A 22,901-nucleotide genomic window follows, 5' to 3' on the forward strand; every position below is an offset into this window, starting at 1 on the left:
AAAATGCACGAATAGACTGTTGCCGCAGGTTTCGTGCATGGATGAAGGGATAAATGATGGAACTCAGCGAGGACGATCTCGCCCTGATCAACGTCCTGCAGATTGCCCCGCGGCTGAGCTGGGCGGATGCGGCCCAGGTGCTGGGCGTGCACGCCACCACCCTGGCCGCCCGGTGGGAGCGGCTGCTGGACTCTGGCGTGTCCTGGATCACCGCCCACCTGATCGGTGACCCCCAGCAAATGTGCCTGGCATTCGTCGCCGTGGATTGCGAAATGCACCGGCGCGAGGAGGTCACCGCCAGGCTCGCCGAGATGCCGGAAATCGTCACGGTGGAGGAGGCGGCCAGCCACCGGGACCTCATGCTGACCGTCATTACGCCCTCGCTGGACGATTTCAGCCTGAAAGTCATCTCCCGGCTGAAGGAGATTGACGGCCTCCTCAAATATCAGACCGCCCTGTGCACCAGGCTGCACGCGAGCGGCGGCTCCTGGCGGCTGAACGTGTTGAGCCGCGCGCAGCAGGCCGCCGTGCGGGCGTTGGCCGGCCCCGAGGCCACCGGGGTTGCCCAGGCTGCCGCCCGGGAGGCGCTGCCGGACAGCCATCTGGCGCTCCTGCCGTTCCTGGCCAGGGACGGGCGGGCCACGGCGGCGGACATTGCCCGCGGCCTCGGCAGGCACCCGGCCACCGTCCAGCGCCAGCTCAACCGTGTGCTCGCCAGCGGCATCCTGTCATTCCGGTGCGAGGTGGCCCAGAAACTCTCCGCTTTCCCCGTGACCTGCCAATGGTTCGTCAACGTCCCCGCCGGGCGGCACGAGGCAGCCGCCGCCGAGCTGAGGACCATGCGGAACGTCCGGCTCAGCGCCTCCACCACGGGGCCCACGAATTTCGTGATTATCATGTGGCTGCAGTCCCTGGCGGACGTCATGAACATCGAGGTGGCGCTGCAGCAAAAAGTGCCCGGGATCGAGCTCGTGGAAAGCGTCGTCATGCTGAGCACCGTCAAGCGTGTGGGCTGGATGCTGAACCCGGACTCCAGGGCCAGTGGCGCCGTCGTGGTTCCTGCCCAGGGGTTCGACGAGGCGTGCTGACGGCGGCGGACCGGCAGCTGATGGGCCCACCGGCCAGCTGATAGGCCCACAGGCGGGCGGGCTGTGAGGGTCCGGTTGTAAGCTGTGGCACGTGCCCCAGACCGACCCGCCCCATCACCAGGAATCCCGTCCGAAAGCCGTCCCGGAATCGGCCGGCATCTTCCACCGCAGCTACCTGCTGGTGACCCTCGGCGCCTGCGCGCTTGTGTTCCTGGCGGCCTTCGAGTCCCTGGCGGTGACCACCATCATGCCGCTCGTCAGCCGGGAACTGGACGGTGCGGGACTCTACGCCTTGGCCTTCGCCGGGCCGCTTGCCACCGGGGTGATCGGCATGGTGGCCGCGGGCAGCTGGTCGGACCGCAAGGGGCCGGTGGCGCCGCTCCTGGCCGCAGTGGGCATGTTCGTGCTCGGCCTGCTCATCGCCGGTACAGCCGGAACCATGCCGGTCCTCGTGTCCGGACGGCTGGTGCAGGGACTCGGCGGGGGCGGGCTTACCGTGGCCCTCTACGTGGTGATTGCCCGGGTCTACCCGCCGGTCCTGCATCCGAAAATTTTCGCAGCCTTCTCCGCGGCCTGGGTCATCCCGTCCCTCGTGGGACCGTTCGCGGCCGGCGCCGTGGCCCAACTGGCCGGCTGGCAGTGGGTCTTTCTCGGTGTGGTCGGACTGGTGGTGCCGGCCCTGCTCCTGACGGCCCCGGCCCTGCGCGGCCTGAACGGCAGCACGGGCGCCGACGGAGATTCCCCGGCCGCTGAGCCAGGGTCCCGCGGCCGGCCGGGAGGCCTTGCCAAGTTGGCGCTGGCGGCGCTGGCAGCGCTCGCCGTGCTGGGCCTGAACCTGTCCGCCGCGGTACCGGTCGCCGGCGGGGTGCTGGCGGCGGCCGCCGTCGCCGTCGCGCTCCTGGCCGTCCGTCCCCTCATGCCGCGCGGAACGCTGACCGCCCGGCGCGGCCTGCCGAGCGTGATCCTGACCCGCGGCCTGGCATCCGCGGCGTTTTTCGGCGCCGAGGTCTACCTGCCGTACCTGCTCGTGGAACGCTACGCCTTCGCCCCGACGTTTGCTGGCCTCACGCTCACCGGCGGCGCCATCGCCTGGGCTGCTGCGTCGGCCATCCAGGGCCGGCTGGGGACCCGGCTGGAGCACAGGAGGGCGGTGCGGATCGGATCGGCCCTGGTCCTTGGCGCCGTCGTCCTGGCCCTCGTGACCACGGTGCTGGCCTGGCCGGCCGCGGTCGCGATCGCGGGATGGATCTTCGCCGGGGGCGGCATGGGCCTGATGTATCCGCGGCTGAGCGTCATGACCCTGGCACTCTCCACCAAGGACACCGAGGGTTTCAACAGTTCGGCGATGTCCATTTCGGATTCCCTCGGCGGCGCCCTGGCCCTCGCCGGCACCGGGATCGTGTTCGCAGCGTTCGCGACGGCGGCGCCGTCGGCGTCGTTTGCCGGAGTGTTCGCGCTGACGGCGGTGATCGGGACCGCCGCCGTGGCCGTCGCGCCGCGCGTCGCCGTCGCCCCGGCCGCCGTCACCAAACGCGCGTAGCGGCACTGCACCTTAGCGGCACTGCACCTTAGCGGCGCTGCACCATGACGCGCACTGCACCATAACAAGCACTGCACAGGAGCCCCGGCCGGATGATCCGGCCGGGGCTCCTGTGCGTCAGCGCTCCTTTGTTTCAGCGCTCGCTTGTTTCCGCGCGGGGATCAGGCAGCCGCGCGGGCTTCCTCCTGCGAGCGGACGGCCTTCCATTCCACAATCCGGGCCTGCTGCAGCGGGGACTTGCGGTTGAAGTGCCAGGCCGCGCCCAGCAGCAGGAACCACACGGGCGCCACGAAGAGTGCCAGCCGGGTGTCGTCGGCCTGCCCCAGGGCCACCAGCATGAACACGAAGAACGCGAGCACGACGTACGGCATGAAGGCGGAGCCGGGCATCTTGAAGGACGAAGCCTCGTGCAGGGCCGGCCGGCGGCGGCGGAAGACGATGTAGCTGACCAGGATCATGGACCACACAAACATGGTCAGCACGGACGCCACGGAAGTGACCACCGTGAACGCGCCGATCACGGAGTCGCCGGAATAGAGCAGGACCAGGCCGGCCAGCAGGAAGATGCAGGAGAACAGCAGCGCGTTCTGCGGTACTTTGCGGACGCTGAGCTTTCCGAACGCTTTGGGCGCGTTCCCGTCCTGGGCGAGGCCGTAGACCATCCGGGAGGTTGAGTAGATTCCGGAGTTGGCGCTGGAGGCGGCGGAGGTCAGGACCACAAGGTTGATGACCACCGCGGCGATCCCCAGCCCGGCGAGGGTGAACATGCCGATGAACGGGCTGCTGGCGGGGTCGATGGTGCGCCACGGATTGACGGCCATGATGACCACCAGAGCGCCCACGTAGAAGAGGAGGACGCGGACCGGGATGGAGTTGATGGCGCGCGGCAGGTTCTTCTCCGGGTCCTTGGTTTCGGCGGCGGCGGTGCCCACCAGTTCGATTCCGGCGAAAGCGAAGATGGCGATCTGGAAGCCGAGGACGAAGCCGAACATGCCGTGCGGGAACATGCCGCCGTCGTTCCACATGTTGGCGAGGTTGGCTTCTGCGCCGTTCGGGGACGTGAAGTGGGTGGCGATCATGACCGCGCCGGTGACGATCAGGGCCACGATGGCGACCACCTTGATGATGGCAAACCAGAACTCCGCTTCACCGAACGCCTTCACGGTGGGGAGGTTCAGGAGGATCAAGACCACGGGCGTGAGCAGCGCGGGGATCCACAGGGGCGTGCCGGGAGCGAGCTTGTCCACGTAGCCGGAAATGGCGACGATGTCCGCCACCCCGGTGACCACCCAGAAGAACCAGTAGGACCATCCGGTGAAGAAGCCGGCCCACGGCCCCAGGAGGTCACCGGCGAAGTCGCTGAAGGACTTGTAGTTCAGGTTGGAGAGCAGGATCTCGCCCATGGCACGCATCACGAAGAACAGCATGAAGCCGATGATCATGTAGACGAAGATGACGGAGGGGCCGGCGAGCGAGATGGTCTTCCCGGATCCCATGAACAGGCCGGTGCCAATCGCGCCGCCGATGGCGAGCAGCTGGATGTGGCGGTTGCCGAGGGCCCGGGCGAGGTGCGGTTCGCGGTTCCCGGAGTCACCGTTGGCGGAGGCGGCAGTTCCAGTTTGGGCAATGTCAGATTCTGCAGTGGCCGGAGCGGCCGTGGTGGTGCGTTCAGACATGAGGCTTCTTCCTTGTCACAGGCGGTCGCCGGCGGGGGTTCCACAGTGCGGGCCGCACGGATCCGTCAGAGTGTGACGGAGGTAACAGTTTTGGCGGGTAGATCAAGGTTAGGGCCGGTATTTCGTGGTCCCTGTTGTCACGTCGGTCCGCGTAGGTGGACCGTCTGGTCGGTGGAGTGCCGCCGCGCTCCCGGCGGGACGAAGCTCCCGGAAGGCGCGGGAGCCGGTCCGGGACCCTCATCTTTCGCCGGGCCCTAGGGAAAATTGCGACGCGGGCACGCCCGCCCGCTGCGGGCTCCGAATCGCATTGGCGCAGATCACCCGCCCGTGGGCGGGTTCGACAGCTGTCGATCATCTTAGCTTCAGTTGTCGTCCGCTGTCTTTTGTCATATTTTGCGCGGCGGGGCTTCTGAAACCTGGTCGATGCCGATCTGGACGATGCCAACGTGGACATTCACAGGGTGCGGGCTGAAGTGCCGCCGCACCGCCGCGGCCACGGCCCGGGCCACCTCCGGGGCCGGGTACGCCCCGCTCACGCCGATGCGCGTCCTCACGGTCGAAGGTGTCGCGCCGGCACCGGAATCGATGACGTCAACAGCCGGCGGCGCTTCTCCGGTCACGGCCGACCGGGCCGCGCCCGCGATCGTTTGCCAGAGCGGTCGCGCCGGATACACCGCCGTCACGCCGTGAACGGCCTCGATGACCGCCCGCAGCTCGGCCGGCAGCGCAGCGTCGGGCAGCTCGGCCGGCAGCGCGGCGTCGGGCAGTGCCGCAGGTGTGCCGTGCCCGGGAGGCAAGGGCTGGGTCATGGCGTCTCCTCTGGGTCTGGATTGCCGGGCTCCAAAACGTCGGTGATCGTGACATCGATCGCCGTGATGTTCAGTTCTGTCTGCAGGGCCAGGGTCGTGGCCAACTTCCAGCGAAGCGCGGTGGCGCGCTGTTCCAAGGGATGCCCGTAGACGACGGCGAGGTCGACGCCGATGGTGATGGGGGCCCCCGGCTCGGTGACGTCCCCGTACAGGCGGCATTTTCCGGCAGCGGTGCCGGGCAGGGAATCCGCAACAGAGCGGATCAGCGCCGATATGGCGCCCTCTGTCTCGGTGAGGAGGTCGCCGGGTGTGTCGGCGCGCAGGGGAATGTTCCTGCCCGGCCGCAGTTCCAGGTGCAGGTTGTCCAGAATGGTCTTCATCCAGTCGTCGCTGCCGTTGCCGGCCGCGGCGGTGTCGGCGTCGAGCAGTTCATTGCCGAGGGCCGCGAGCCTGCGCAGCGAGGCCAGCCCGGACTGGCATTCGGGACAGTCCTCAAGGTGGCCGGGATCGCCGATCCGTCCGGTGTCCAGGTATTCGCTCAGGTCTGCCAGGTTGTGCCCGCAGCCGAGAGTCTCGCCAGGGGTGCTCATCGCCAGTCCTCCATTTCGCGGGCCAGAGTGATGCGTGCCCGGGAAAGGCGGCCGCGGACGCTGGCAGTGCTGATGTTCAAGGTTTGCGCAATTTCCTCATAGCTCTGGTCATTGAACGCCTTCAGCACCCAGCAGCGGCGTTGTTCCTCGGGCAGGGCGGCCAGCGCGGTCTTGAGCGCGTCCATCCGGGAACCGCTCAGGGCGGCGTGTTCGGGGTGGTCCCTGTGAGCGGCGCCCGCACCAGCCTCCAGCCCGTGGTGGAGATCGCCGAGGTCCGAATGGTTTCTTCGCCGGCGCAGGTGGTCGATGCTGCGGCTGCCGGTAATACGCAGCAGCCAGCCCTTCACGGCGTCCCCATCGCGCAGGGTGTCGAGCTGCTTCCAGGCCTGCATCAGCGATTCCTGCACTACGTCGTCGGCATCGGCGAGGGAGCCGGTCAGGCGGCGGGCGCAGGCCCGCATAACGGGGCCATGCCGTCGGGCCAGCGCCTCGAAAGCGGCGGTGTCGCCGTCGGTGGCCCGACCCACCAGCAGGGCGTCCGGTACGAGGTCCAGTTGATGCGGCGCCGAAGGTGAACCAGTCACGCGCTTATCTCTGCTTTCATCGCGGGCATATCGGGGTGCGGGCTACTCCTTGCTGAAGCCTTCCTTGAGCTTCCGCGCGGCGTCCTTGATGTTCTCTCCGATATCGGCCGCGGCGTCCTTGACCCGGTCGCCGGCCTCCTGCAGTTTTGCCTGGGCCTGCTCGTGCTGGCCTTCCCGCTTGAGGCCCTGGTCGCCTGTCATGCTGCCGACGCCTTCTTTGGCCGCACCGATGTGGTGGATGACTGTGTAGTTGACTTTGTCGTCGATTCCCATGATGTTTCCTCTGCTGTCATTACGGCGTGGTGCGGTGTTGCGGTACATCTTCCGGCCGGCTAGCGGGCGCGATCCGGTGCGGCCGCCCAGGTTTTGGTGCCGCTGGTGATTCGGACCAGAACCGGGAGCGGATGGCCGAGCAATGTGTCGATCCCCTGGACCAGGACGTCGGCGGTGTCCGCGATCTCCCTTGGAGATGCGCCCTGCCGCGCCTGGAGCCGCAGCCGGAGTCCCGTTGTGCCTCTGTTGTCCCATGCCGATACCGAGGTGCCGAGTACCAGGCGGTTGCCGGCGAGGGCCTGTTTGACGGCCGCCGAGACAAACCCGGTTTCGACGACGGTGGTGCCGCGGCCGCCGTCAGATTCCCGGCCCACGCGAGGTGTCCGGCCGCCACCCTGCGATGCGATCCAGGCGATACTGAGCCCGGCGGCCGTGGCCAGCGCGGCGAGCCCGGCCATGGCCCACCAGCTGCGGGCGGGGCCCGGGAGCGGTGCCGAGGCGAGGAGTGTTCCGGCCTGGTCCAGGAGGGAGGATCCTGTGGCCGCCCATGCGGCCGCAACGTCCGGCAGGATCCCGGCGGCAGCCGTTGCAGCGCCGGCCGCGAGCAGCACGAGCCCGGCCAGGGCCAGCAGGATCCGGTTCAATGCCCTGTTGGTCCGACTCATTGCCCCAGCGCCCCTTCCCTCATGATGTGGATTGTCGGTGCGATCCGGCGGCCAAGGGAGTACCCGGCCAGCTCGTCGTCGACCGCGGCGCTGATCGCGTCCCGGTCCACGGAAACGCCCGACGTCGGACGGACCTGGACGCGTACAGCCCGCTTGCCCACCGTGGTGATGATCTGCCCGGGAGCCAGCCCCGCGGTGAGGCGCGCCCGCCGGGATACTGCCGAGGCGATCACCTCGCCATCGACCACCACGGCGCTCCGGCCGCTGTGCACGGCGTGCCGGGACCGGCGGCCGGGCATGGTTGCGGCTGCGAGCAGCGCCAGACCGGGAACCGCCAGGCCGGCGCCGGCGGCCACCAACCCGGCCGGGAGCGTGGTGGCCGGCACGCCGGTGAGCCATCGGCCCAGCCGGTCGGGGCTGCCAAGGAGCGGGCTCTCCTGGAGGAGGGCCAGGACGGTCTCGAGGGCAAGCCAGAGGAAGACGGCGGCAAGGACGCTAGCGGTCAGGATGGACGCCGTGGCCCGGGAAGAGTGGGTCTCCCTGCGAACGAGGCGCCGAATGGCTCGATCCTGGCTCATGCGATTTTCCTTTCCTTGTGGTTCCGGTCCTTGTGGTTCCGGCGTGGCGCTCCGGATGGCGCGTCGACCCTGGCAGTGCCGGAGTGCTGTGCGGCCCCGCTGAGCCGGATATCTACGCTGCTGAGCGTCCGGCCGGTGAGGTCCAGGCCGCGGGCAATGATGGCTGTCCGGGCCGCCCGGGAGCGGTCGAAGACGGTGCCGCCGTCGGGCCCCCGGCGCGGGCCCAGGAGCGGCGGGAGCGCCAGCTTCACGGAGACTCTCGCGGCGAGCCGGCCCGAATCGTCATCCAGCACCGCGGCGACGTCGGATCTCGGAACGCTGAAGGCGTGGGCCGCGATCGTCTCGATGGTGTGCCTGAGGGCTGCCGGGGTGATCCGGGTGTGCCCCGCCCGCTTCACGAGGAGGAGCGCTTGCCGCGCAGGGCGTCCAGCACTCCGCCAAGATCCAGCCGCCCCTCGGCCGCGCGGCCCAGCACGGCCCCTGCCCCCATGAAGAGCGCGGTGAGCAGGAAACCCCAGAATCCGAACGCCAGGGACGCTGCGGCCAGGACGGCTCCGATGGCCAGGCCGGCCAGCGTGGGGCTCAAGCCACCCTCGGCTCGGTCCGTGCGTCCTCGGTGTCCTCGTCATCGGAGGGCACATGGATGTCCGTGATGGTGATGTTCACTTCCGTCACCTCCATGCCGACGAGGTCCTCGATGGCCGTATACACAGCGTCGCGGGCCTTGTCCGCGACAAGCTGGAGCGGGTGCGGGTACTCGACCACCAGGGTGATGTCGACGGCTACCTGCGTTTGTCCGACTTCCACGCTGACGCCCTGGGTGAGGTCCTTTTGGCCGACCCTTTCACGCAGGGTTCCCAGCGCACGGGCTGCTCCGCCGCCGAGGGCGTGCACTCCTTCGATTTCCTGGATCGCGATGCCGGCGATCTTTGCCACAACGCCGTCTGCGACAGTGGTCGCACCGCGGCCGTCGATGCCTGGGGCCGGTGCGGGCGCGCCCAGCGTGGGGGACTTCGCGGCGGGCGCCTTCGCTGCGGGGGCCTTCGCTTCGGTTGCCGGGCCGGCTTGTCCCTGGACGTCTGCCGGGGTGTGCGTCTGGGTGGTCTGCGTTTGGGTGGTCAAGGCAATCACTCCTGATCGGTTGAGGAAGACGCTCTGTGGCGCCGTCATAGATAAGACGGGCCGCGAACGGAAATCCTCACGGTCGAATCGGAGTGAGCTGCATCACATGCGGTCCTGGACATCCCGGGGCCGCCTGAGGCAGCGGCCCCGCAGGCCATCCAGACAATGGCCCGACAGGCCGTTGGGCCGTCTACTGGGCGGCCAGGCGCGTGGCCCGCAGCACGGCATCCGTAAGGGACACTGCCTCGCCGTCGGGCCCGACGGCGCTGCGACGCCGGCTGTCCAGGACCTCGGCACGCCACATCGGCTCCTCGATCCGGAGTTCCCGGGCAAGGTCCTCGGCCGTGAAGAACTTCTCCGGAGTATGGTGCGCGCCCCACGGAGGCAGCCCGTCGGGGTGATGGCCGACGATCAGCAGCGTTCCGCCGGTCCGCACCGCGGCCGCGGCGAGCTGCAACGCCTGCTGCCACGGCATCTGGGTGGAATGCAGGAACTGGGCCGTGACGAGGTCGAACAACCGGTCCGGGACCCATGTGGCAAGATCCTGCTGCACCCACTCGATGGTGGCGTCCTGGCCCCGTTCCCGGGCGTGGGCGGCCGCACGCTCCAGGGCGACGGCGGAAACGTCCAGGCCCGTCACGCTCCAACCGCGGGCAGCGAGCCATATCGCGTCCGCGCCCTCGCCGCACCCCAGGTCCAGGGCCTCGCCGGCAGGAAGGTCCGCCACCTCGGCGACGAGTTGCGGATTCGGCTCCCCGCTCCACATCCTGGACCGGCTGCTGTACTTTTCATCCCACATCCGGGCTGCGGAACCGGGCGCCGCATCCTCGACCGCCGCGTGTTCGGCGGCGACATGCTCGTGGCTGTGGCTGCGTTTTGTCATGGTTTCCCCTCATCACGGCGGCTCGCCGGGTTTCGCTGTTTGTTTTCAGGCACGACGGCGGTGACGAACCCTCCCGGCGCGGACCGCCGTCGGGTCTCCCTGCCGAAATTCCTGTGCTCCTCAAGGACCAGTCCGAAGCACCCAACAAAGTCCGCGGCGCTCTTCCTGGCCGGGGGAGTGTTGTCGATCCCAAAGGTCAGGGGCTCGCCGACGAATCTCGCGGCAGCCCGCGCATACCGCATGTAGGGCGATCCCGAGGTGATCGTTTCCCTGGAAAAGTAGTCGAAGGCCACGATGCTGCCCGGGGCGGTGCCGGCGATCCTGCGCAGCGTCGCCTCGACGGAGGCGCGGTCCAGGTACATGGTCACCGCTTCCCAGAGGAACAGTGCTGGCCGGTTCGGGTCGAAACCGGCTGCGAGCAGCTTCTCCATCCAGTCCTCGGTCTCGAAATCGGCGGGTACGTACGTGGCCAGGCGCGTAGAGAGGCCCGCTTTTTCGAGCATCGCGAGTTTGAAAGCCTGGGTCCGGGGCAGGTCGAGTTCAAAGCAGCGCACGCGGTCTCCGGGCGCCAGCCGGAACGCCCGGGTGTCGAATCCCGCCCCGAGGATCACGAGCTGGTCGATGCCCCCGCGATGCCGTTGAACGGCCGCGTCATAGAGGCTGGTCCGTGCCGTCGGCTGGTGGCGCATCGGTGCCGGCCCCGGGTACGGATAGCGGTAGAGCCTGGGCACGTAGCCCGTGATCAGGTGGGCGGCGAGCGTGGGGGCGGTCTCCATCTGGATGCCAGTCGCGGACACGTTCGGCAGAGCGGCCATGAGCCGGGCCGCGGGGACATCCGGCCGTGTCCCCAGGCGGTGCTGCATCCAGCGCGTGTAGAGGGATGCGAGCAGCGTGGCCGACGTGCCGGTGCGCCGGCTGTAGGCGAGCATCCCGGGGACGGACGTGATGTAGCCGGCCGCACTCAAGGGAAACAACGCCAGCTGGATGACCCGAAACAGGCCAGCGGAGACTATTCCCGGCATTGCGTCCGACTCCCCTCACGGGCCGCCCCTCGTGCGGCCCTTCCCGCCCACCATGGTCCTCCCGGACGTAAGGGCGGTCAATACGCCGTCCGGGCTTCCGTCCGGGCGCCGCGCAGGCGGACGGACACGTGGAAATCACGCTCCGGAAACCAATCTGAAACCTGCGTCATGAATGCTGGGCACAAGACATTGAACGCTGGGGAAGGGCAATGACCATGGACGTTGACGAAGCACGGCAGATCCGCAGCTCGGCCGAGTTGAACGTGGGGGACGAGATTGAGGCGTGGCACAACGGGAAGCTCTTCCACCGGGGCCCGGTGACCCAGACCGTCACAGGCGTGGACCTGTTCTGGATCCTCGATGCCCGGACGGGGACCCGCCGCCTCATCGACGCCGAGGCGCTCGTGATCCTGCGGCCAGCCGACCGGGGACCGGCCAAAACGCCGTCACGGGCGGCCGTCAACACATCCGCTCATGCATCCGCCCAGTTATCCCACATTCCGCTGTTCCAAGCCCCCAGCATGGCGGGCTAGGGGCCGTCTCCAAAAAACTGGGCTGGTTGTTCGGGATGCCTCGTACTTCTGTTTTGACTGATGGTTAGTGGGCTCGCATTCAGCCGTTGCTGCCGGCTTTTGATGGCCGCCGGGGTCGTCCGTTCCGGGATGACCGGCGTGTGGTGGAGGGCATCTTTTACCGGTACCGGTGCGGGATCGCCTGGCGGGATGTGCCGGCCGAGTTCGGTCCGTAGCAGACGTTCGGAAGCGTCACCGCCGCTACAGCCGTGACGGTACTTGGGACAGGATCCTCGCTGGCCTGCTGACGGTCGCGGACTCTCAGGGTGAAGATCAACCGCCCTGGTCCGGTCAGCCCTCGCACCCGCCCGGACCGTGTCCGCGGCGACAAGGCCTACTCATCCCGGGCGATCCGGACTCACCTGCGCGACCGCGGCATCGTCGCTGTCATCCCGCAGCCATCCGACCAGATCGGCCACCGGAAACGACGCGGATCCACCGGCGGCAGGCCTCCGGCCTTCGACAAAGAAGACTACAAAGGCCGCAACGTCGTCGAACGGAACTTCAACATCTTCAAACAGTGGCGGGCCCTGGCAACCCGGTACGACAAACTCGCACTCACCTATCGCGGCGGAGCCGTTCTCCGGGCAATCAGCATCTGGCTGACAGCTTTAGGAGACACGCCCTAGGCGAGGATTTCGCCGGTGCCATACTCGACGGCGGCGCCGTCGGCGTCCCGGATGAGCAGGACGATGCGTTTGTGCTCGTGGGCGCGGCCGATGCCGAGATGCCTGAGGCGTCCGGCGTGGCGGAGAGTGACCTTGCCGTGGCCGTCGGGATGCATCCAGAACCATTCTGATGGGATCGGGTGCCTCCCGGTCTATCAGGTGGCCCAAGACAACCTAAACCGCGTGATCAGAGGCACGACTAAAACGGATACTTGCCAGAGAGGATTCCAACGGGCATGGCTTAAATCCACGGATCCTTGGAACTCTGCCGTTCGGCGCCGTCATGCGCCCAGACGCCCTGCAATGGACCGCGGCAGCGTCTTCAGTGCGGATATTGAAGGCTTACCGGGAGATGACCGGCAATAACCGCCGAACAACACAAGAGCCCATCAAGTCCTCTAGGCATGGGTGGGCTCTTGGGTCGTAGGTGTCACGCCGACATCGGGTTCTCGTATTCCATGAACCACGCGGCATCCTCATCGGCCGCCAAGAGTTCGGTTCCCCACAACTCAACGATGAGGTCCCGCTGCACATCACTCAACTGCGGAAGACGCCGACGGTGAAGCCCAAACATCGCAACCCTATCGACCCGCGCAGACTCAAGCAGCGCCAAAAAATCGCTGGACCGGCGCGGGTACTTAGTGAACAGTGTCACCGCCATCTTGTCGCTATGCTCGTACAGCCCCTCCTGGCCCGTTGCAAATAAATAGGCCCAGTAAAGGAAGAACTCGGTAGCCGTAGACAGCTCAACCTCAAAAATATCCCCAAAAGCCTTACCAGCATGCCTGGACTCGAGGTCCGACATCATCTTCCGAACGGTGCCCGTGTCCATGAGGTAAGGAGTGACGGTAGGCATCGCGGCCTCTGAGAGCTCCGAAGCACGATCCGCTGCCCCGAACAATGCGAAAGAACCTTCTATCCAGGCACGTTGAACCTTGGGAGCGGGGCGTCGGAAAGTCTTGATCGCGGTTTCGGTAAAGAAATCACTGACTAGGGTGCGGTGTAGGAAGTGGTTTTTAGCGTCCAGCACAAGGTAATAACGGGAGGCCAGATTGGCCGCCACTACCAGCTTCAGGAGTTGCTGACCGCGCCAGCCCTGAGGGTCGTTATTGGGCAGCAGGTTGACTGCTGCCACATACTCGATCTTCGCCGCAAGCTGGGGTGAGATCTTGGTCTCAACGTTCGATCTTAAGAACGTTTCGACCGCAGCGTTGTCCTGACCGTTTAAGACTACGATGTACCGGCCAATATTCTCGTAGTCCAGAAGACGGTCCACCGAAAGAATCTGAAGGACAGCAAGCCGCGCATCGCCCTCGAACGTCACGGTCACAAGGTCGACATCACTGGGTTCAAGGTGCACCGCCAAAGAGTAACAGAAACTAATCCGCCTATTCCGGGGTACGGCGAGGCGAGGCCTTCCCATTCGAGGTGGGCGGCGATGGTCTCGACGCCGGCGTCGAGGTCTTCTGCAGTCAGCTCGGTGCGGAGGGCAAGGATGCGGGCCTGCACGGGCCCGGCCGTGGCCTGCGGGTTGGTGCGGGAGCGGCACGATGACCTTGTTCTTCGACATGGCCCATCGTTGACGGCCCGGCTGTCGCCGATGTCGCGGGACACGCCGAAGAGCGTCGCCGACGTCCCGGCACATGTGTCGCCTATGTCCTCAGGTCACACAGTTCGGAGAAGAGTGCGCCCGACGCCGGATAAGGCCAGCGGGCCGCTGTCCTCCTGACGGGCGCCGCCCATCGGGGCGGTCCACAGTCAGGCCTGATCCTCGCCAGCGTCGGAGGCGGCGACGTCGTCCCCACCGCCCACGAGTCCGCGGTACCAAGTAGGCACTCGCGCGCGCCCACGTAGCGGTCAAGTAGTGCCACGGACCAAGCACAGGCAGCCCCCTCAAAGTCGAGTAGGCACCACTCGGGTGCCCCTGGACCCCCGCTCTTACGCTCCTGAGTACTGGGTTAATCAAATCAATGTACTGATCAGAAACGGGTCTCAGCCATGCGTGATCAAACAAAACCACGGGGTTTCTACGCCCATTTTCTGGGCCGTCGGCGCCGTCTACGTATGGCTGGGGCGGCTCGTCTCCGGCACCACCGGTCTGCCAACATCCCCATAACTTCGTCCCCGCAACGCCTGCGGTCGCGGTGCGCCTGGGCAGCCTTAATAACAATGTCCCTCGCATTCGCAGGGCTGTCCACCAGCGGGATTGCCGCAGCCGATGTGGGCACGATCGCCAACGACTCCCTGCGGACGGGCTGGGATCGCGACGAGCCCGGTCTCTCGCCGTCATCTGTGGCATCCTCGAACTTCGGTCGGCTATTCGCCGCCACCGTGGACGGGCAGGTTTACGCTCAGCCGTTGGTGGTCGGCGGCACAGTGGTTGCCGCGACTGAGAACAACGCGGTTTACGGGCTGGACAGCGAGACAGGTGCGGCCAAGTGGACGCGCAAGCTCGGGCCGGCGTGGCCTGCGTCGACCGTGAACTGCGGTGACCTTACGCCCAATATCGGAGTTACTTCCACCCCCATCTATGACTCGGCATCGAAGAGCATCTTCCTGCTGGCGAAGACGAATGACGGGGCCAGTAAGCAGTTCCCGCACTGGTACATGCACAAACTGGATGTGGCGACCGGCGCGGAGAGGCCCGGGTTCCCCGTCACAATCCAAGGCTCCCCGACAAATGACCCCGGCCATCCGTTCAACCCGATGACGGCGATGCAGCGCCCGGGGTTGCTGCTCCTGGACGGCGTGGTTTATGCAGGGTTCGCCAGCCACTGCGACTACACCCCCTTCGTCGGCTATGTCGTCGGCGTATCGACAGTCGGCAAGCAGACGACGATGTGGGCGACAGAGTCAGGGAACGCCAACGCGGAGGGCGGCATTTGGCAGTCCGGCGGGGGACTCGTCTCCGACGGCCCCGGCCAGATCCTGCTGGCGACCGGCAACGGTATCTCCCCGAGTCCCGGCCCGGGCTCGAAGCCTCCCACCACCCTGGCCGAGGCTGTGGTCCGGCTCCGGGTGGGCACCGACGGCAACCTGAAGCCAACGGACTTCTTCAGTCCGGCCGACAACGCCAGGCTGAACCGCAACGACGCCGACCTGGGAGCCGGAGCCCCCCTCGCGATTCCCGACGGCTACGGCACAGCGAAGCACCCCCATCTGATGGCGCAAGTCGGGAAAGACGGCCGGGTCTACCTGTTGGACCGGGACAACCTGGGCGGCATGGCGCAGGGGCCCGGCGGAACCGATGCCGTTCTCGACATAGCCGGTCCGTACAACGGGGTGTGGGGCAAGCCTGCGTTCTTTGGGAGCAGTAGCGGTGGCTATATCTACGTCGTAGAGAGCAACGGATACCTTCGCGCGTTCAAGTTGGTGACTAGCGCTGCGGGTGGCGTCAGCCTCGCCGCCGTCGGGACCTCCGCCGGAACATTCGGGTTCAGCTCCGGTTCGCCTGCGGTGACGTCATCCGGCAATGACGGGTCCTCCGCCCTTGTCTGGGTGGTCTATGTCAGCGGAGGAACCGGCGCGGGTGCGGAATTGCGGGCCTACAAGGCACTTCCGGACGGCACTGGTCAGCTCAAAGAGGTTTTCAGCGCCCCCCTGGGGATCGGCGCCAAGTTCTCCTCGGTGGCAACCGATAAAGGCCGTGTGTACGTCGGCACCCGCGACGGGCACGTGCTCGGGTTCGGCGCCCCAACAACTTCGGCAGTAGGAGCTAAGAACACCGATCTGGGCAACGCCAAGGTGGGTACCGCTGCGGCCGGAAGCATTACCGTCACCGCATCCCGGACCGTGACGATTAGTTCCATCACCACAGGTGCACCGTTCAAGATTGGAACCTCGCTGACGCTGCCTCGGAAGGTGTCTAAAGGCGGAAATCTCGCGGTCCCCGTGACGTTCTCGCCCGCGGCTGCCGGCCAGGTTGACGGAACGCTGACCGTCAAGACCACGGACGGCGAGACCGTCCTCCTCGGCGTCCACGCCGTAGGTACGAAGGACGGCCTGGGCGCGACCCCGGCCCTGATCCAGTACACCGATGTGCCAACGAAGACAACTAGCCGGCGGACGATCAACATCGTCAACACCGGCACAACCGCCGTCAAGCTCACCCGCGTCACGCCACCAGTCAACGCGGCGCTGAAAGTGGATGCAGGCACGGCGCCGGTCGTGGGCCAGACGATCCAACCCCTCGGGTCAGTGCCGGTGTCCCTGACCTTCAGCCCCACCACGGCTAAGCCGGTGACCGACTCGCTGTCGGTCGTCAGCGACCGCGGTGGGGTGACCGTCAAGATTACCGCGACGGCCATCTCCGGAACAGCGCACCTGGAGTTGCCGCGCACTCTGGACTTTGGTGACGTCCCCGCCGGTACGTCGGTTACCCGGGTTTTTCCGATCAAGAACACCGGAAACATCCCGATGACCATAACGAAGGCGAAAGCGCCGCAGGGGGTCTTCTCCACGGCAACTCCCATTTCCGAGGGCTTAAAGATCCCTGCCGGTGAGACTGCCTACCAGACAGTGACCTTTGCGCCGTCGGCCGTTGGGCAAGCCGGGACGACTGAGACCTTTTACCTGGTCACCGCCGATGACGGCCAAGCCGCCCAGAAGGTCATGCTCACAGGGAGGGGCACCGACGACCCCATCGCCGCCTACGGGTGGAAGATCAATGCCGGCCGCCCGGGGACGATCCTGGGCCGGATGCTGACCTCCGAGTACGCCGTGGCGGGAGGGAAGTGCCAGGACTACAACGGGGGCATGATCTGCTGGTCAGCCAAGACCGGGGCCCATGCGGTGCTCGGTGAGATCAGCAAACGCTACAGGGCCGCCGGCGGTCCGGCCGGCATCCTGGGCTTCCCTATTTCCGACCAGAAAGCTTCACCGGACAAAGTGGGTCGCTACAGTGACTTCGCCGGCTCGGGCGGATCTTCGATCTACTACTCCCCGACCACCGGAGCGCATTTTGTCCTGGGCTCGATCCGGTCCAAATGGATGGCACTGGGTGCGGAGACCGGGCCGCTGGGGTATCCAATCACGGATGAGAAGCGCGCGCCCGACGGGAGGGGACGGTACAACCACTTTTCCGGTGCCGGCGGGGCATCGATCTACTGGACGCCAACTACGAAGGCGCACTCGGTGACAGGGGCGGTCCGAACCAAGTGGGCGTCGCTGGGCTGGGAGACGGGCCTGGGCTATCCGACCACCGACACGACGACTTCGGCCGACAAGGTAGGGAAGTACAACCACTTCTCAGGCCAAGATGGAAGCTCGATCTTCTGGTCACCTATGACCGGCGCGCACTCCGTCATGGGTTCAATACGAGCCAAGTGGGCGGCGCTGGGCTGGGAGACAGGTCCGCTGGGTTATCCGATCACGGATGAGAAGCGCGCGCCCGACGGGCGGGGGCGGTACAACCATTTCTCCGGAGCCGGTGGGGCATCGATCTACTGGTCGAACGGTACCGGGGCGCACTCGGTGTATGGTGCGATCCGTTCGAAGTGGGCGTCGCTCGGCTGGGAGACGAGTCGGCTGGGTTACCCCACGAGGGACTCGTACACGGTATCCGTCGGCCGGGCAACGGATTTTCAGCATGGACGGCTGACGTGGCATGCCGCTGCCAGGAAAGTCACCGGGTAGGGGAAGCCATCGTCGGATGGCAAAGGGCGCACGTGGATCGGGTGCGCGCGGCCCTTTGCTGCTTGCCGGATAACGGCCTTCAGAGGAGGATGATCGGCACATCCACGGGAGGTCCGCCATGACCCAGCTCGGCAAGTTTGAGAAGTACCTGATTGAGGAATTCTTCGACGATTATCGCGCCGGCGCCATGAGCCACCGCGCGTTCACCCTCTGGGTGGCATTCATTACGGGCAGCATGGCGGCGGCGGCCGCCGCCATGACGCTCGTGGGCTGCACGCCCGAAGAAGTTCCCCGCAGCAGGTACCTCGCCGGCGGGGTCGGTGCCGGGGGCAAAGAGTCCGCTGTCCGTCCCCGAGGGGGGCGGCGGGACTCACGACGGCGACGGTGCGGTTCCCTGCGGGCGGCACCGATATCAGCGGGTACCTTGCCCGGCCCGGGAACGGCGCTGCCGCCCCCGCGGTGTTGATCTGCCACGAGAACCGCGGCCTGACGCCGCACATCCAGGACGTGGCACGCCGTTACGCCAGGGCCGGGTACGCGGCGCTGGCCCTGGACCTGCTGTGCCGGGAGGGCGGGACAGCCGGCATGGACCCGGATGCCGTGCCGGGGGCGTTGACCCAGGCGGGCGTCCAGCGCCACGTCTCCGACTTCGCTGCCGCCTTCGATTACCTGAACGTCCAGGACTTTGTTGACCAGGGACGGATCGCCATGAACGGCTTCTGCTTTGGCGGCGGGATCACCTGGCAGGCGGCGACGGCAATCCCGGGGCTGAAGGCCACTTCGGCGTTCTATGGACCTTCACCTGACCTGGACAAGGTGCCGGCCATCATGGCGGCCGTTTTGGCGTCTACGCCGAGCTTGACCAGCGGATTACCGGTGCCAGGCCGGCACTCCGGGATGCGCTGGCCAAGACCACCGTGCCGCACGAACTGAAGGTTTATCCGGGCGTGGACCACGCGTTCCACAATGACACAGGGGAGCGGTACAACCAGGAGCTCGCACTCACCTATCGCGGCGGAGTCGTTCTCCGGGCAATCGGCATCTGGCTGACAGCTTTAGGAGACACACCTTAGGGGCCGGCCGTCACGGATACGGGACCCGGGCCTGCCGGGTGGTAGGCTAGTGGAACTTGATGTGCAGTGATGCCCACTTTTGATTTGGTTGACCGGCTTCGGTCCATCAGCCGGATCCCTGCCGGATTCCTTCGGGAATCCGCACGCAGGCAGTGGGATTTTTTCATGTGAGAGGCACATCCTGCGTCGATGAACGCGTTCCATTTGGTCCCGGCGGCCGCTTGCTGAAGTTTGGCAACAGCCCGGTTGATCACCTGACTTTTCTTCGGCGAACCCTTGAGCCAACCGGCATCGGGGGCCGATATCCGCACGGATACCGCCTGAAAGACTTTGAAACACATGACTACATTTGCTGCCCTCGGCACGCCCAAAGCACTTGCCGACACCCTGACCGCACAGGGGATCGTGGAGCCCTTCCCGATCCAGGTCAAGACCCTTCCCGACACCCTGTCCGGACGCGACGTCCTGGGCCGCGGCCGCACCGGCTCCGGCAAGACCATCGCATTCGCCATCCCGCTGGTGGCACGACTCGCCGCGCGCGAAGCCAAGCACTTCCGCAAGCCCGGCCGCCCGATGGGCCTGGTCCTGGCTCCCACCCGCGAGCTGGCCACGCAGATCAACGCGACCATCGAGCCGATGGCCAAGGCCATGGGCCTGACCACCACCGTGATCTACGGCGGCATCTCCCAGGCCCGCCAGGAAAAGGCACTGCGCGCCGGCGTCGACATCGTCATCGCCTGCCCGGGCCGCCTGGAGGACCTGATCCGCCAGCGCATCCTGACCCTCGAAGCCGTCGAGATCACCGTCCTGGACGAGGCCGACCACATGGCCGACCTTGGCTTCCTCCCGGTGGTCAAAAAGCTCATGGACATGACCCCCACCCAGGGCCAGCGCCTGCTGTTCTCCGCCACCCTGGACAACGGCGTGGACAAGATCGTCCAGCGCTACCTGTCCAACCCGCTGACCCACTCCGTGGACGACCCGCAGGCCGCGGTGACCACCATGGAACACCACGTGCTGGTGGTCAACGACCAGACCGTCAAGAAGCAGCTGATCGTCGAGCTCGCCTCCGGCGCCGGCCGCCGCGTGCTCTTCATGCGCACCAAGCACCACGCCCGCAAGCTGGCCAAGACCCTGACCGACGCCGGCATCCCCGCCGTCGATCTGCACGGCAACCTCTCGCAGAACGCCCGTGACCGCAACCTGGCCGAGTTCTCCTCCGGCGATGTCCGCGTCCTGGTGGCCACCGACGTCGCGGCCCGCGGCGTCCACGTCGACGACGTCGAACTGGTCATCCACGTGGATCCGCCCACGGAGCACAAGGCGTACCTGCACCGCTCAGGCCGTACGGCCCGCGCCGGTTCCGACGGCACCGTGGTCACGCTGACCCTGCCCGAGCAGCAGTCCGACGTCAAGAAGCTGATGAAGGCCGCCGGCGTCGAGGTCAACTTCGAGCGCGTCACCGCCAACTCCCCGCTGGTTGCTGAACTGGTCGGCGAAATGGCCGACAAGATCGATCCCCGCACCCGTGCCGCCCTGCTGGCCGCCAAAGCCGCCCAGCACGGTGGCGGCACCTCCACCGGTGCCAACGCCGAGCGCAAGCGCGCCCGCCGCACCACCCAGGCTGCACCCACCGCGGGTGGCCGTGGTGGCCGTGGCGGACGCGGACGGGTGTCCGCCGAGGCGCCGCGGACCGACCTGCCGCGCGCCGAGCGCCGCGCCGTCGCCTACGAAGGCAAGGCTGCTGCCCGCAACGCCGCCGACCGTGTCGCCGAGCAGAACCAGGACCGCGCAGATGCCGAGCGCGCCGAACGCCGGAATGCGCGTGGCCGCGGCCGCACCACCGCCTATGCGCACCACAACGATGTTCCGGCCGCCGGCGGCCGTGCCGCAGCCGGCCGCGGTTCGGACGGACGCGCCGCAGACGGACGCAGCGACGCCCGGGGCGCTTCGGCTCCCCGCAGCGGAGCACCCCGCACAGGTGGCGCTCCCCGCACCGGCAATTCGACCGGCGGCCAGCGCAGCGGACGCCCGGCAACCGGCCAGCGTGCAGCTGCCGGCACCAAGTCCGCCGGCAGCAAATCCGGAGGCAGCGCGGCTGTCTGGTCCTCCAACACCGGTGGCACCTCGGGCGGATCCTACGCCGGCGGCGGCAACGGCCGTTCCGGTGAAGGACGTCCGGCCCGCGGCTCCGGCCCCCGCCGCGCGTCGGCTCCGGCCTCGAACGAACGCCGCAGCCGCTAAGGTTCCGGTTCTCAGCTACGCAAACTAGCTGGCGCTGCACAAACGGACGGCCGCTACGGGAATCCCCGTAGCGGCCGTCCGAAAGCGCAGCGGTTGTCCAAGAACGCCGCGAAAAGCTGAAGCTACCAGCCGCGGGCGCGCCACTCTTCCAGGTGCGGCCGTTCCGCGCCGAGGGTGGTGGGCTGGCCGTGTCCCGGGTGCACCACGGTGTCATCCGGATACACATCGAACAGCCGCTCGCTCACATCGGTGATCAGCTGGGCAAAGCGCGCCGGATTCTTCTGTGTGTTGCCTACCCCGCCGGGGAAAAGCGAGTCGCCGGAAAAGATGTGGGCCGGGCCTTCGGGGTCCTGGTACACAAGGGCGATCGAACCCGGTGTGTGGCCGCGCAGATGTACAGCCGTCACGTCGAAGCCGTCGAAGTTGCCGACGTCCCCGTGATCCAGCAGTACATCCACCGGCACCGGCAGCTCCGGGGCATCCTCTGTCCCGGCCGCCGTTTTCACACCGGTGGCTTCCACCAGGCCCGGCAGCGCCCGGACATGGTCCCAGTGCTGGTGGGTGGTGGCAACCAGCGCCAGCTTCGGCGTCGCGGAAGTATCCGCGGCGGCGTCCGCGAGCAGCCCCTGGATGGCGGCCAGATCATCGGCCGCATCGATCAGGAGCTGCGCGCCGGAGGCCTTGGCCGTGAGCAGGTAAACATTGTTGTCCATCTCGCCGACCGAAATCCGGCGGATGGTGATGTCACGTAAAGAGTGAATGAGCGAGTCCATGGGCATCAGTCTACGGAGCCGCTATTCACGGCCCTGGGACACCCAGTTGGGGTCCGCGGCGCGGGAACCGACGACGGCGTCCGCGGCGGACTCGAGCGTCCTCAGTTGCGCTGCGGTGAAGTCGAGGGCCAGGGCGCCCAGGTTTTCGTCGATCCGGTCCGCCTTGCGGGTGCCGGGAATGGGGACCACGGGCAGTCCCAGCTGGCGGCCCTGCGCAAGCAGCCAGGCCAGCGCCACCTGGGCAGGAGTTGCAGCCTGCCCGGCAACGCTCAGTTCCGCAGCGACCGCCTGCACGGCCGCCACCACGCCCTTGTTGGCGCTGGCAGCGTCCGCGGCGAAACGCGGGATGTTGCGGCGGAAGTCGTTGCTGCCCAGCGTCGAGGCGTCCACGGTGCCGGTGAGGAATCCCCGGCCCAGCGGCGAATACGGCACAAAGCCCACCCCGAGTTCGGCGGCGGCGGGCACTACGTTGCGTTCCACGTCGCGGCTCCAGATGGACCATTCGCTCTGGACCGCGGCGATCGGGTGGACGCGGCTGGCCTCGCGCAGCTCCTCGGCCGTCACCTCTGACAGGCCCAGATGCCGCACCTTGCCGGCCTGTACCAGCCCCGCCATGGCCTCCACGGTTTCCACTATCGGAACGCGGAGGTCACGGCGGTGCAGGTAGTACAGGTCAATGGTGTCGGTGCCCAGCCGTTGCAGGCTGCGGTCCACGGCCTGCCGCACGTAGCCGGCGTCGCCGCGGATGTCCGTGTAGCCGGCCGACGGTGTGCCCACGAGGCCGAACTTGGTGGCCAGCTGGACTTCGCCGCGGCGTTCCTTGAGCAGACGCGCGATCAGCTCCTCGTTGCTGCCGCCGCCGTAAATGTCCGCCGTGTCGATGAAGCTGACGCCGGCGTCCACCGCGTGATGCAGGGTCCGCAGGGCCTCGGCCGGGTCCACCTCGCCGTAGACAGGGGTCAGGGCCATGCCGCCGAACCCCAGGGGGCTGACCATCAGGCCGTCGCCGAGCCGGACTGTTGCTGCCGTCATCTTGGTCTCCATTCGCGCACTGAATAGTTCCGTAGGACTTCCGTCACTGCCAAGAACCCCGGGATGCGCGCGGCT

At 67.2% G+C, this 22,901-nt stretch carries 23 protein-coding genes and 2 pseudogenes; 8 read left to right on the plus strand and 17 right to left on the minus strand.

Annotated elements, in window-relative coordinates; translation table 11 throughout:
- Positions 1–56 precede the first annotated feature (56 nt).
- Together AC1DNG_RS08295 and AC1DNG_RS08300 are read left to right on the plus strand one after the other, a co-directional pair.
- On the plus strand, positions 57–1,088 hold the full coding sequence (locus tag AC1DNG_RS08295; RefSeq protein ID WP_476887158.1) for an Lrp/AsnC family transcriptional regulator: 1,032 nt from the start codon (positions 57–59) through the stop codon (positions 1,086–1,088).
- Positions 1,089–1,179: 91 nt separating this feature from the next.
- Positions 1,180–2,628, plus strand: a complete 1,449-nt coding sequence (locus AC1DNG_RS08300; RefSeq protein WP_476849810.1) for an MFS transporter — start codon at positions 1,180–1,182, stop codon at positions 2,626–2,628.
- A gap of 161 nt (positions 2,629–2,789) precedes the next feature.
- Here the strand turns inward: AC1DNG_RS08300 and cycA are convergent, their stop codons facing one another.
- The 12 genes from cycA to AC1DNG_RS08360 form a co-directional block, all read right to left on the minus strand.
- Positions 2,790–4,304 carry a D-serine/D-alanine/glycine transporter gene (cycA, locus tag AC1DNG_RS08305; RefSeq protein WP_476857008.1) on the minus strand — a complete coding sequence of 505 codons (1,515 nt, stop codon included), beginning with the start codon at positions 4,302–4,304 and terminating at the stop codon, positions 2,790–2,792.
- A 386-nt stretch (positions 4,305–4,690) separates the two neighbouring features.
- A complete protein-coding gene (locus tag AC1DNG_RS08310; RefSeq protein WP_476887111.1) occupies positions 4,691–5,113 on the minus strand; it encodes a hypothetical protein in 423 nt (140 codons plus the stop codon).
- Positions 5,110–5,703, minus strand: a complete 594-nt coding sequence (locus AC1DNG_RS08315) for an anti-sigma factor (RefSeq protein ID WP_230008642.1) — start codon at positions 5,701–5,703, stop codon at positions 5,110–5,112. The genes AC1DNG_RS08310 and AC1DNG_RS08315 overlap by 4 nt, the downstream gene beginning before the upstream one ends.
- Positions 5,700–6,287 (minus strand): RNA polymerase sigma factor, encoded by a 588-nt coding sequence (locus tag AC1DNG_RS08320; protein ID WP_476887112.1) that lies wholly within the window; start codon positions 6,285–6,287, stop codon positions 5,700–5,702. Before AC1DNG_RS08320 ends, AC1DNG_RS08315 begins: the two co-directional genes overlap by 4 nt.
- Before the next feature lie 42 nt (positions 6,288–6,329).
- A complete protein-coding gene (locus AC1DNG_RS08325) occupies positions 6,330–6,560 on the minus strand; it encodes a CsbD family protein (RefSeq protein ID WP_476849806.1) in 231 nt (76 codons plus the stop codon).
- 59 nt (positions 6,561–6,619) lie between these two features.
- Positions 6,620–7,225: a hypothetical protein gene (locus AC1DNG_RS08330; protein ID WP_476857005.1), complete on the minus strand. Its 606-nt coding sequence runs from the start codon at positions 7,223–7,225 to the stop codon at positions 6,620–6,622.
- On the minus strand, positions 7,222–7,803 hold the full coding sequence (locus tag AC1DNG_RS08335) for a hypothetical protein (RefSeq protein WP_476887113.1): 582 nt from the start codon (positions 7,801–7,803) through the stop codon (positions 7,222–7,224). The genes AC1DNG_RS08330 and AC1DNG_RS08335 overlap by 4 nt, the downstream gene beginning before the upstream one ends.
- Entirely contained in the window at positions 7,800–8,201 is a 402-nt protein-coding gene (locus tag AC1DNG_RS08340) for a hypothetical protein (protein ID WP_476887114.1), read from the minus strand. Before AC1DNG_RS08340 ends, AC1DNG_RS08335 begins: the two co-directional genes overlap by 4 nt.
- Positions 8,198–8,389, minus strand: a complete 192-nt coding sequence (locus AC1DNG_RS08345; protein WP_223917174.1) for a hypothetical protein — start codon at positions 8,387–8,389, stop codon at positions 8,198–8,200. Before AC1DNG_RS08345 ends, AC1DNG_RS08340 begins: the two co-directional genes overlap by 4 nt.
- The gene (locus AC1DNG_RS08350) at positions 8,386–8,805 is read right to left on the minus strand and encodes an Asp23/Gls24 family envelope stress response protein (RefSeq protein WP_476860238.1); all 420 of its coding nucleotides are present in this window, start codon (positions 8,803–8,805) and stop codon (positions 8,386–8,388) included. The genes AC1DNG_RS08345 and AC1DNG_RS08350 overlap by 4 nt, the downstream gene beginning before the upstream one ends.
- A gap of 310 nt (positions 8,806–9,115) precedes the next feature.
- Positions 9,116–9,808 (minus strand): SAM-dependent methyltransferase, encoded by a 693-nt coding sequence (locus AC1DNG_RS08355; protein WP_476860215.1) that lies wholly within the window; start codon positions 9,806–9,808, stop codon positions 9,116–9,118.
- Positions 9,805–10,830: a class I SAM-dependent methyltransferase gene (locus AC1DNG_RS08360; protein WP_476887115.1), complete on the minus strand. Its 1,026-nt coding sequence runs from the start codon at positions 10,828–10,830 to the stop codon at positions 9,805–9,807. The genes AC1DNG_RS08355 and AC1DNG_RS08360 overlap by 4 nt, the downstream gene beginning before the upstream one ends.
- A gap of 215 nt (positions 10,831–11,045) precedes the next feature.
- Here AC1DNG_RS08360 and AC1DNG_RS08365 point away from each other — a divergent pair, with 215 nt between their 5' ends.
- Positions 11,046–11,363, plus strand: coding sequence for a hypothetical protein (locus tag AC1DNG_RS08365; RefSeq protein ID WP_476863722.1), 318 nt, complete (start codon positions 11,046–11,048; stop codon positions 11,361–11,363).
- A 77-nt stretch (positions 11,364–11,440) separates the two neighbouring features.
- Positions 11,441–12,031 (plus strand): annotated as a pseudogene (locus AC1DNG_RS08370) (transposase).
- On the opposite strand, the gene AC1DNG_RS08375 reads toward AC1DNG_RS08370, so the two are convergent.
- The 3 genes from AC1DNG_RS08375 to AC1DNG_RS08385 form a co-directional block, all read right to left on the minus strand.
- Positions 12,028–12,186: a hypothetical protein gene (locus tag AC1DNG_RS08375; RefSeq protein WP_476873654.1), complete on the minus strand. Its 159-nt coding sequence runs from the start codon at positions 12,184–12,186 to the stop codon at positions 12,028–12,030. The pseudogene AC1DNG_RS08370 and the gene AC1DNG_RS08375 overlap by 4 nt on opposite strands.
- A gap of 314 nt (positions 12,187–12,500) precedes the next feature.
- The gene (locus AC1DNG_RS08380) at positions 12,501–13,430 is read right to left on the minus strand and encodes a DUF6492 family protein (RefSeq protein WP_476887116.1); all 930 of its coding nucleotides are present in this window, start codon (positions 13,428–13,430) and stop codon (positions 12,501–12,503) included.
- Positions 13,397–13,684 (minus strand): hypothetical protein, encoded by a 288-nt coding sequence (locus tag AC1DNG_RS08385; RefSeq protein WP_476887117.1) that lies wholly within the window; start codon positions 13,682–13,684, stop codon positions 13,397–13,399. The genes AC1DNG_RS08380 and AC1DNG_RS08385 overlap by 34 nt, the downstream gene beginning before the upstream one ends.
- 555 nt (positions 13,685–14,239) lie before the next feature.
- Between AC1DNG_RS08385 and AC1DNG_RS08390 the strand changes: the two genes are divergently transcribed.
- From AC1DNG_RS08390 to AC1DNG_RS08405, 4 genes and pseudogenes are all read left to right on the plus strand, one after another.
- Complete coding sequence (locus tag AC1DNG_RS08390) at positions 14,240–17,704, plus strand: Ig-like domain-containing protein (protein WP_476887118.1); 3,465 nt, start codon at positions 14,240–14,242, stop codon at positions 17,702–17,704.
- A 118-nt stretch (positions 17,705–17,822) separates the two neighbouring features.
- Entirely contained in the window at positions 17,823–18,170 is a 348-nt protein-coding gene (locus AC1DNG_RS08395; RefSeq protein WP_476887119.1) for a hypothetical protein, read from the plus strand.
- Positions 18,164–18,777, plus strand: a pseudogene (locus AC1DNG_RS08400) (dienelactone hydrolase family protein). Before AC1DNG_RS08395 ends, AC1DNG_RS08400 begins: the two are co-directional and overlap by 7 nt.
- A gap of 339 nt (positions 18,778–19,116) precedes the next feature.
- Positions 19,117–21,021, plus strand: a complete 1,905-nt coding sequence (locus AC1DNG_RS08405) for a DEAD/DEAH box helicase (RefSeq protein WP_476887120.1) — start codon at positions 19,117–19,119, stop codon at positions 21,019–21,021.
- A 122-nt stretch (positions 21,022–21,143) separates the two neighbouring features.
- Here AC1DNG_RS08405 and AC1DNG_RS08410 read toward each other — a convergent pair whose 3' ends face one another.
- Together AC1DNG_RS08410 and AC1DNG_RS08415 are read right to left on the minus strand one after the other, a co-directional pair.
- A complete protein-coding gene (locus tag AC1DNG_RS08410; RefSeq protein ID WP_476887121.1) occupies positions 21,144–21,794 on the minus strand; it encodes an MBL fold metallo-hydrolase in 651 nt (216 codons plus the stop codon).
- A 21-nt stretch (positions 21,795–21,815) separates the two neighbouring features.
- On the minus strand, positions 21,816–22,826 hold the full coding sequence (locus AC1DNG_RS08415) for an aldo/keto reductase (RefSeq protein ID WP_476887122.1): 1,011 nt from the start codon (positions 22,824–22,826) through the stop codon (positions 21,816–21,818).
- Positions 22,827–22,901: the final 75 nt, after the last annotated feature.

The sequence above is a fragment of the Arthrobacter sp. 01T425 genome (assembly GCF_056398725.1).

What these genes read in the sequence shown, in the direction of transcription:
- AC1DNG_RS08295 (WP_476887158.1), top strand. Translation starts at nt 57, where the DNA reads ATGGAACTCAGCGAGGACGATCTCGCCCTGATCAACGTCCTGCAGATT.
- cycA (WP_476857008.1), bottom strand. Translation starts at nt 4,304, where the DNA reads ATGTCTGAACGCACCACCACGGCCGCTCCGGCCACTGCAGAATCTGAC.
- AC1DNG_RS08310 (WP_476887111.1), bottom strand. Translation starts at nt 5,113, where the DNA reads ATGACCCAGCCCTTGCCTCCCGGGCACGGCACACCTGCGGCACTGCCC.
- AC1DNG_RS08315 (WP_230008642.1), bottom strand. Translation starts at nt 5,703, where the DNA reads ATGAGCACCCCTGGCGAGACTCTCGGCTGCGGGCACAACCTGGCAGAC.
- AC1DNG_RS08325 (WP_476849806.1), bottom strand. Translation starts at nt 6,560, where the DNA reads ATGGGAATCGACGACAAAGTCAACTACACAGTCATCCACCACATCGGT.
- AC1DNG_RS08330 (WP_476857005.1), bottom strand. Translation starts at nt 7,225, where the DNA reads ATGAGTCGGACCAACAGGGCATTGAACCGGATCCTGCTGGCCCTGGCC.
- AC1DNG_RS08335 (WP_476887113.1), bottom strand. Translation starts at nt 7,803, where the DNA reads ATGAGCCAGGATCGAGCCATTCGGCGCCTCGTTCGCAGGGAGACCCAC.
- AC1DNG_RS08355 (WP_476860215.1), bottom strand. Translation starts at nt 9,808, where the DNA reads ATGACAAAACGCAGCCACAGCCACGAGCATGTCGCCGCCGAACACGCG.
- AC1DNG_RS08360 (WP_476887115.1), bottom strand. Translation starts at nt 10,830, where the DNA reads ATGCCGGGAATAGTCTCCGCTGGCCTGTTTCGGGTCATCCAGCTGGCG.
- AC1DNG_RS08365 (WP_476863722.1), top strand. Translation starts at nt 11,046, where the DNA reads ATGGACGTTGACGAAGCACGGCAGATCCGCAGCTCGGCCGAGTTGAAC.
- AC1DNG_RS08375 (WP_476873654.1), bottom strand. Translation starts at nt 12,186, where the DNA reads ATGCATCCCGACGGCCACGGCAAGGTCACTCTCCGCCACGCCGGACGC.
- AC1DNG_RS08390 (WP_476887118.1), top strand. Translation starts at nt 14,240, where the DNA reads ATGTCCCTCGCATTCGCAGGGCTGTCCACCAGCGGGATTGCCGCAGCC.
- AC1DNG_RS08395 (WP_476887119.1), top strand. Translation starts at nt 17,823, where the DNA reads ATGACCCAGCTCGGCAAGTTTGAGAAGTACCTGATTGAGGAATTCTTC.
- AC1DNG_RS08405 (WP_476887120.1), top strand. Translation starts at nt 19,117, where the DNA reads ATGACTACATTTGCTGCCCTCGGCACGCCCAAAGCACTTGCCGACACC.
- AC1DNG_RS08410 (WP_476887121.1), bottom strand. Translation starts at nt 21,794, where the DNA reads ATGGACTCGCTCATTCACTCTTTACGTGACATCACCATCCGCCGGATT.
- AC1DNG_RS08415 (WP_476887122.1), bottom strand. Translation starts at nt 22,826, where the DNA reads ATGACGGCAGCAACAGTCCGGCTCGGCGACGGCCTGATGGTCAGCCCC.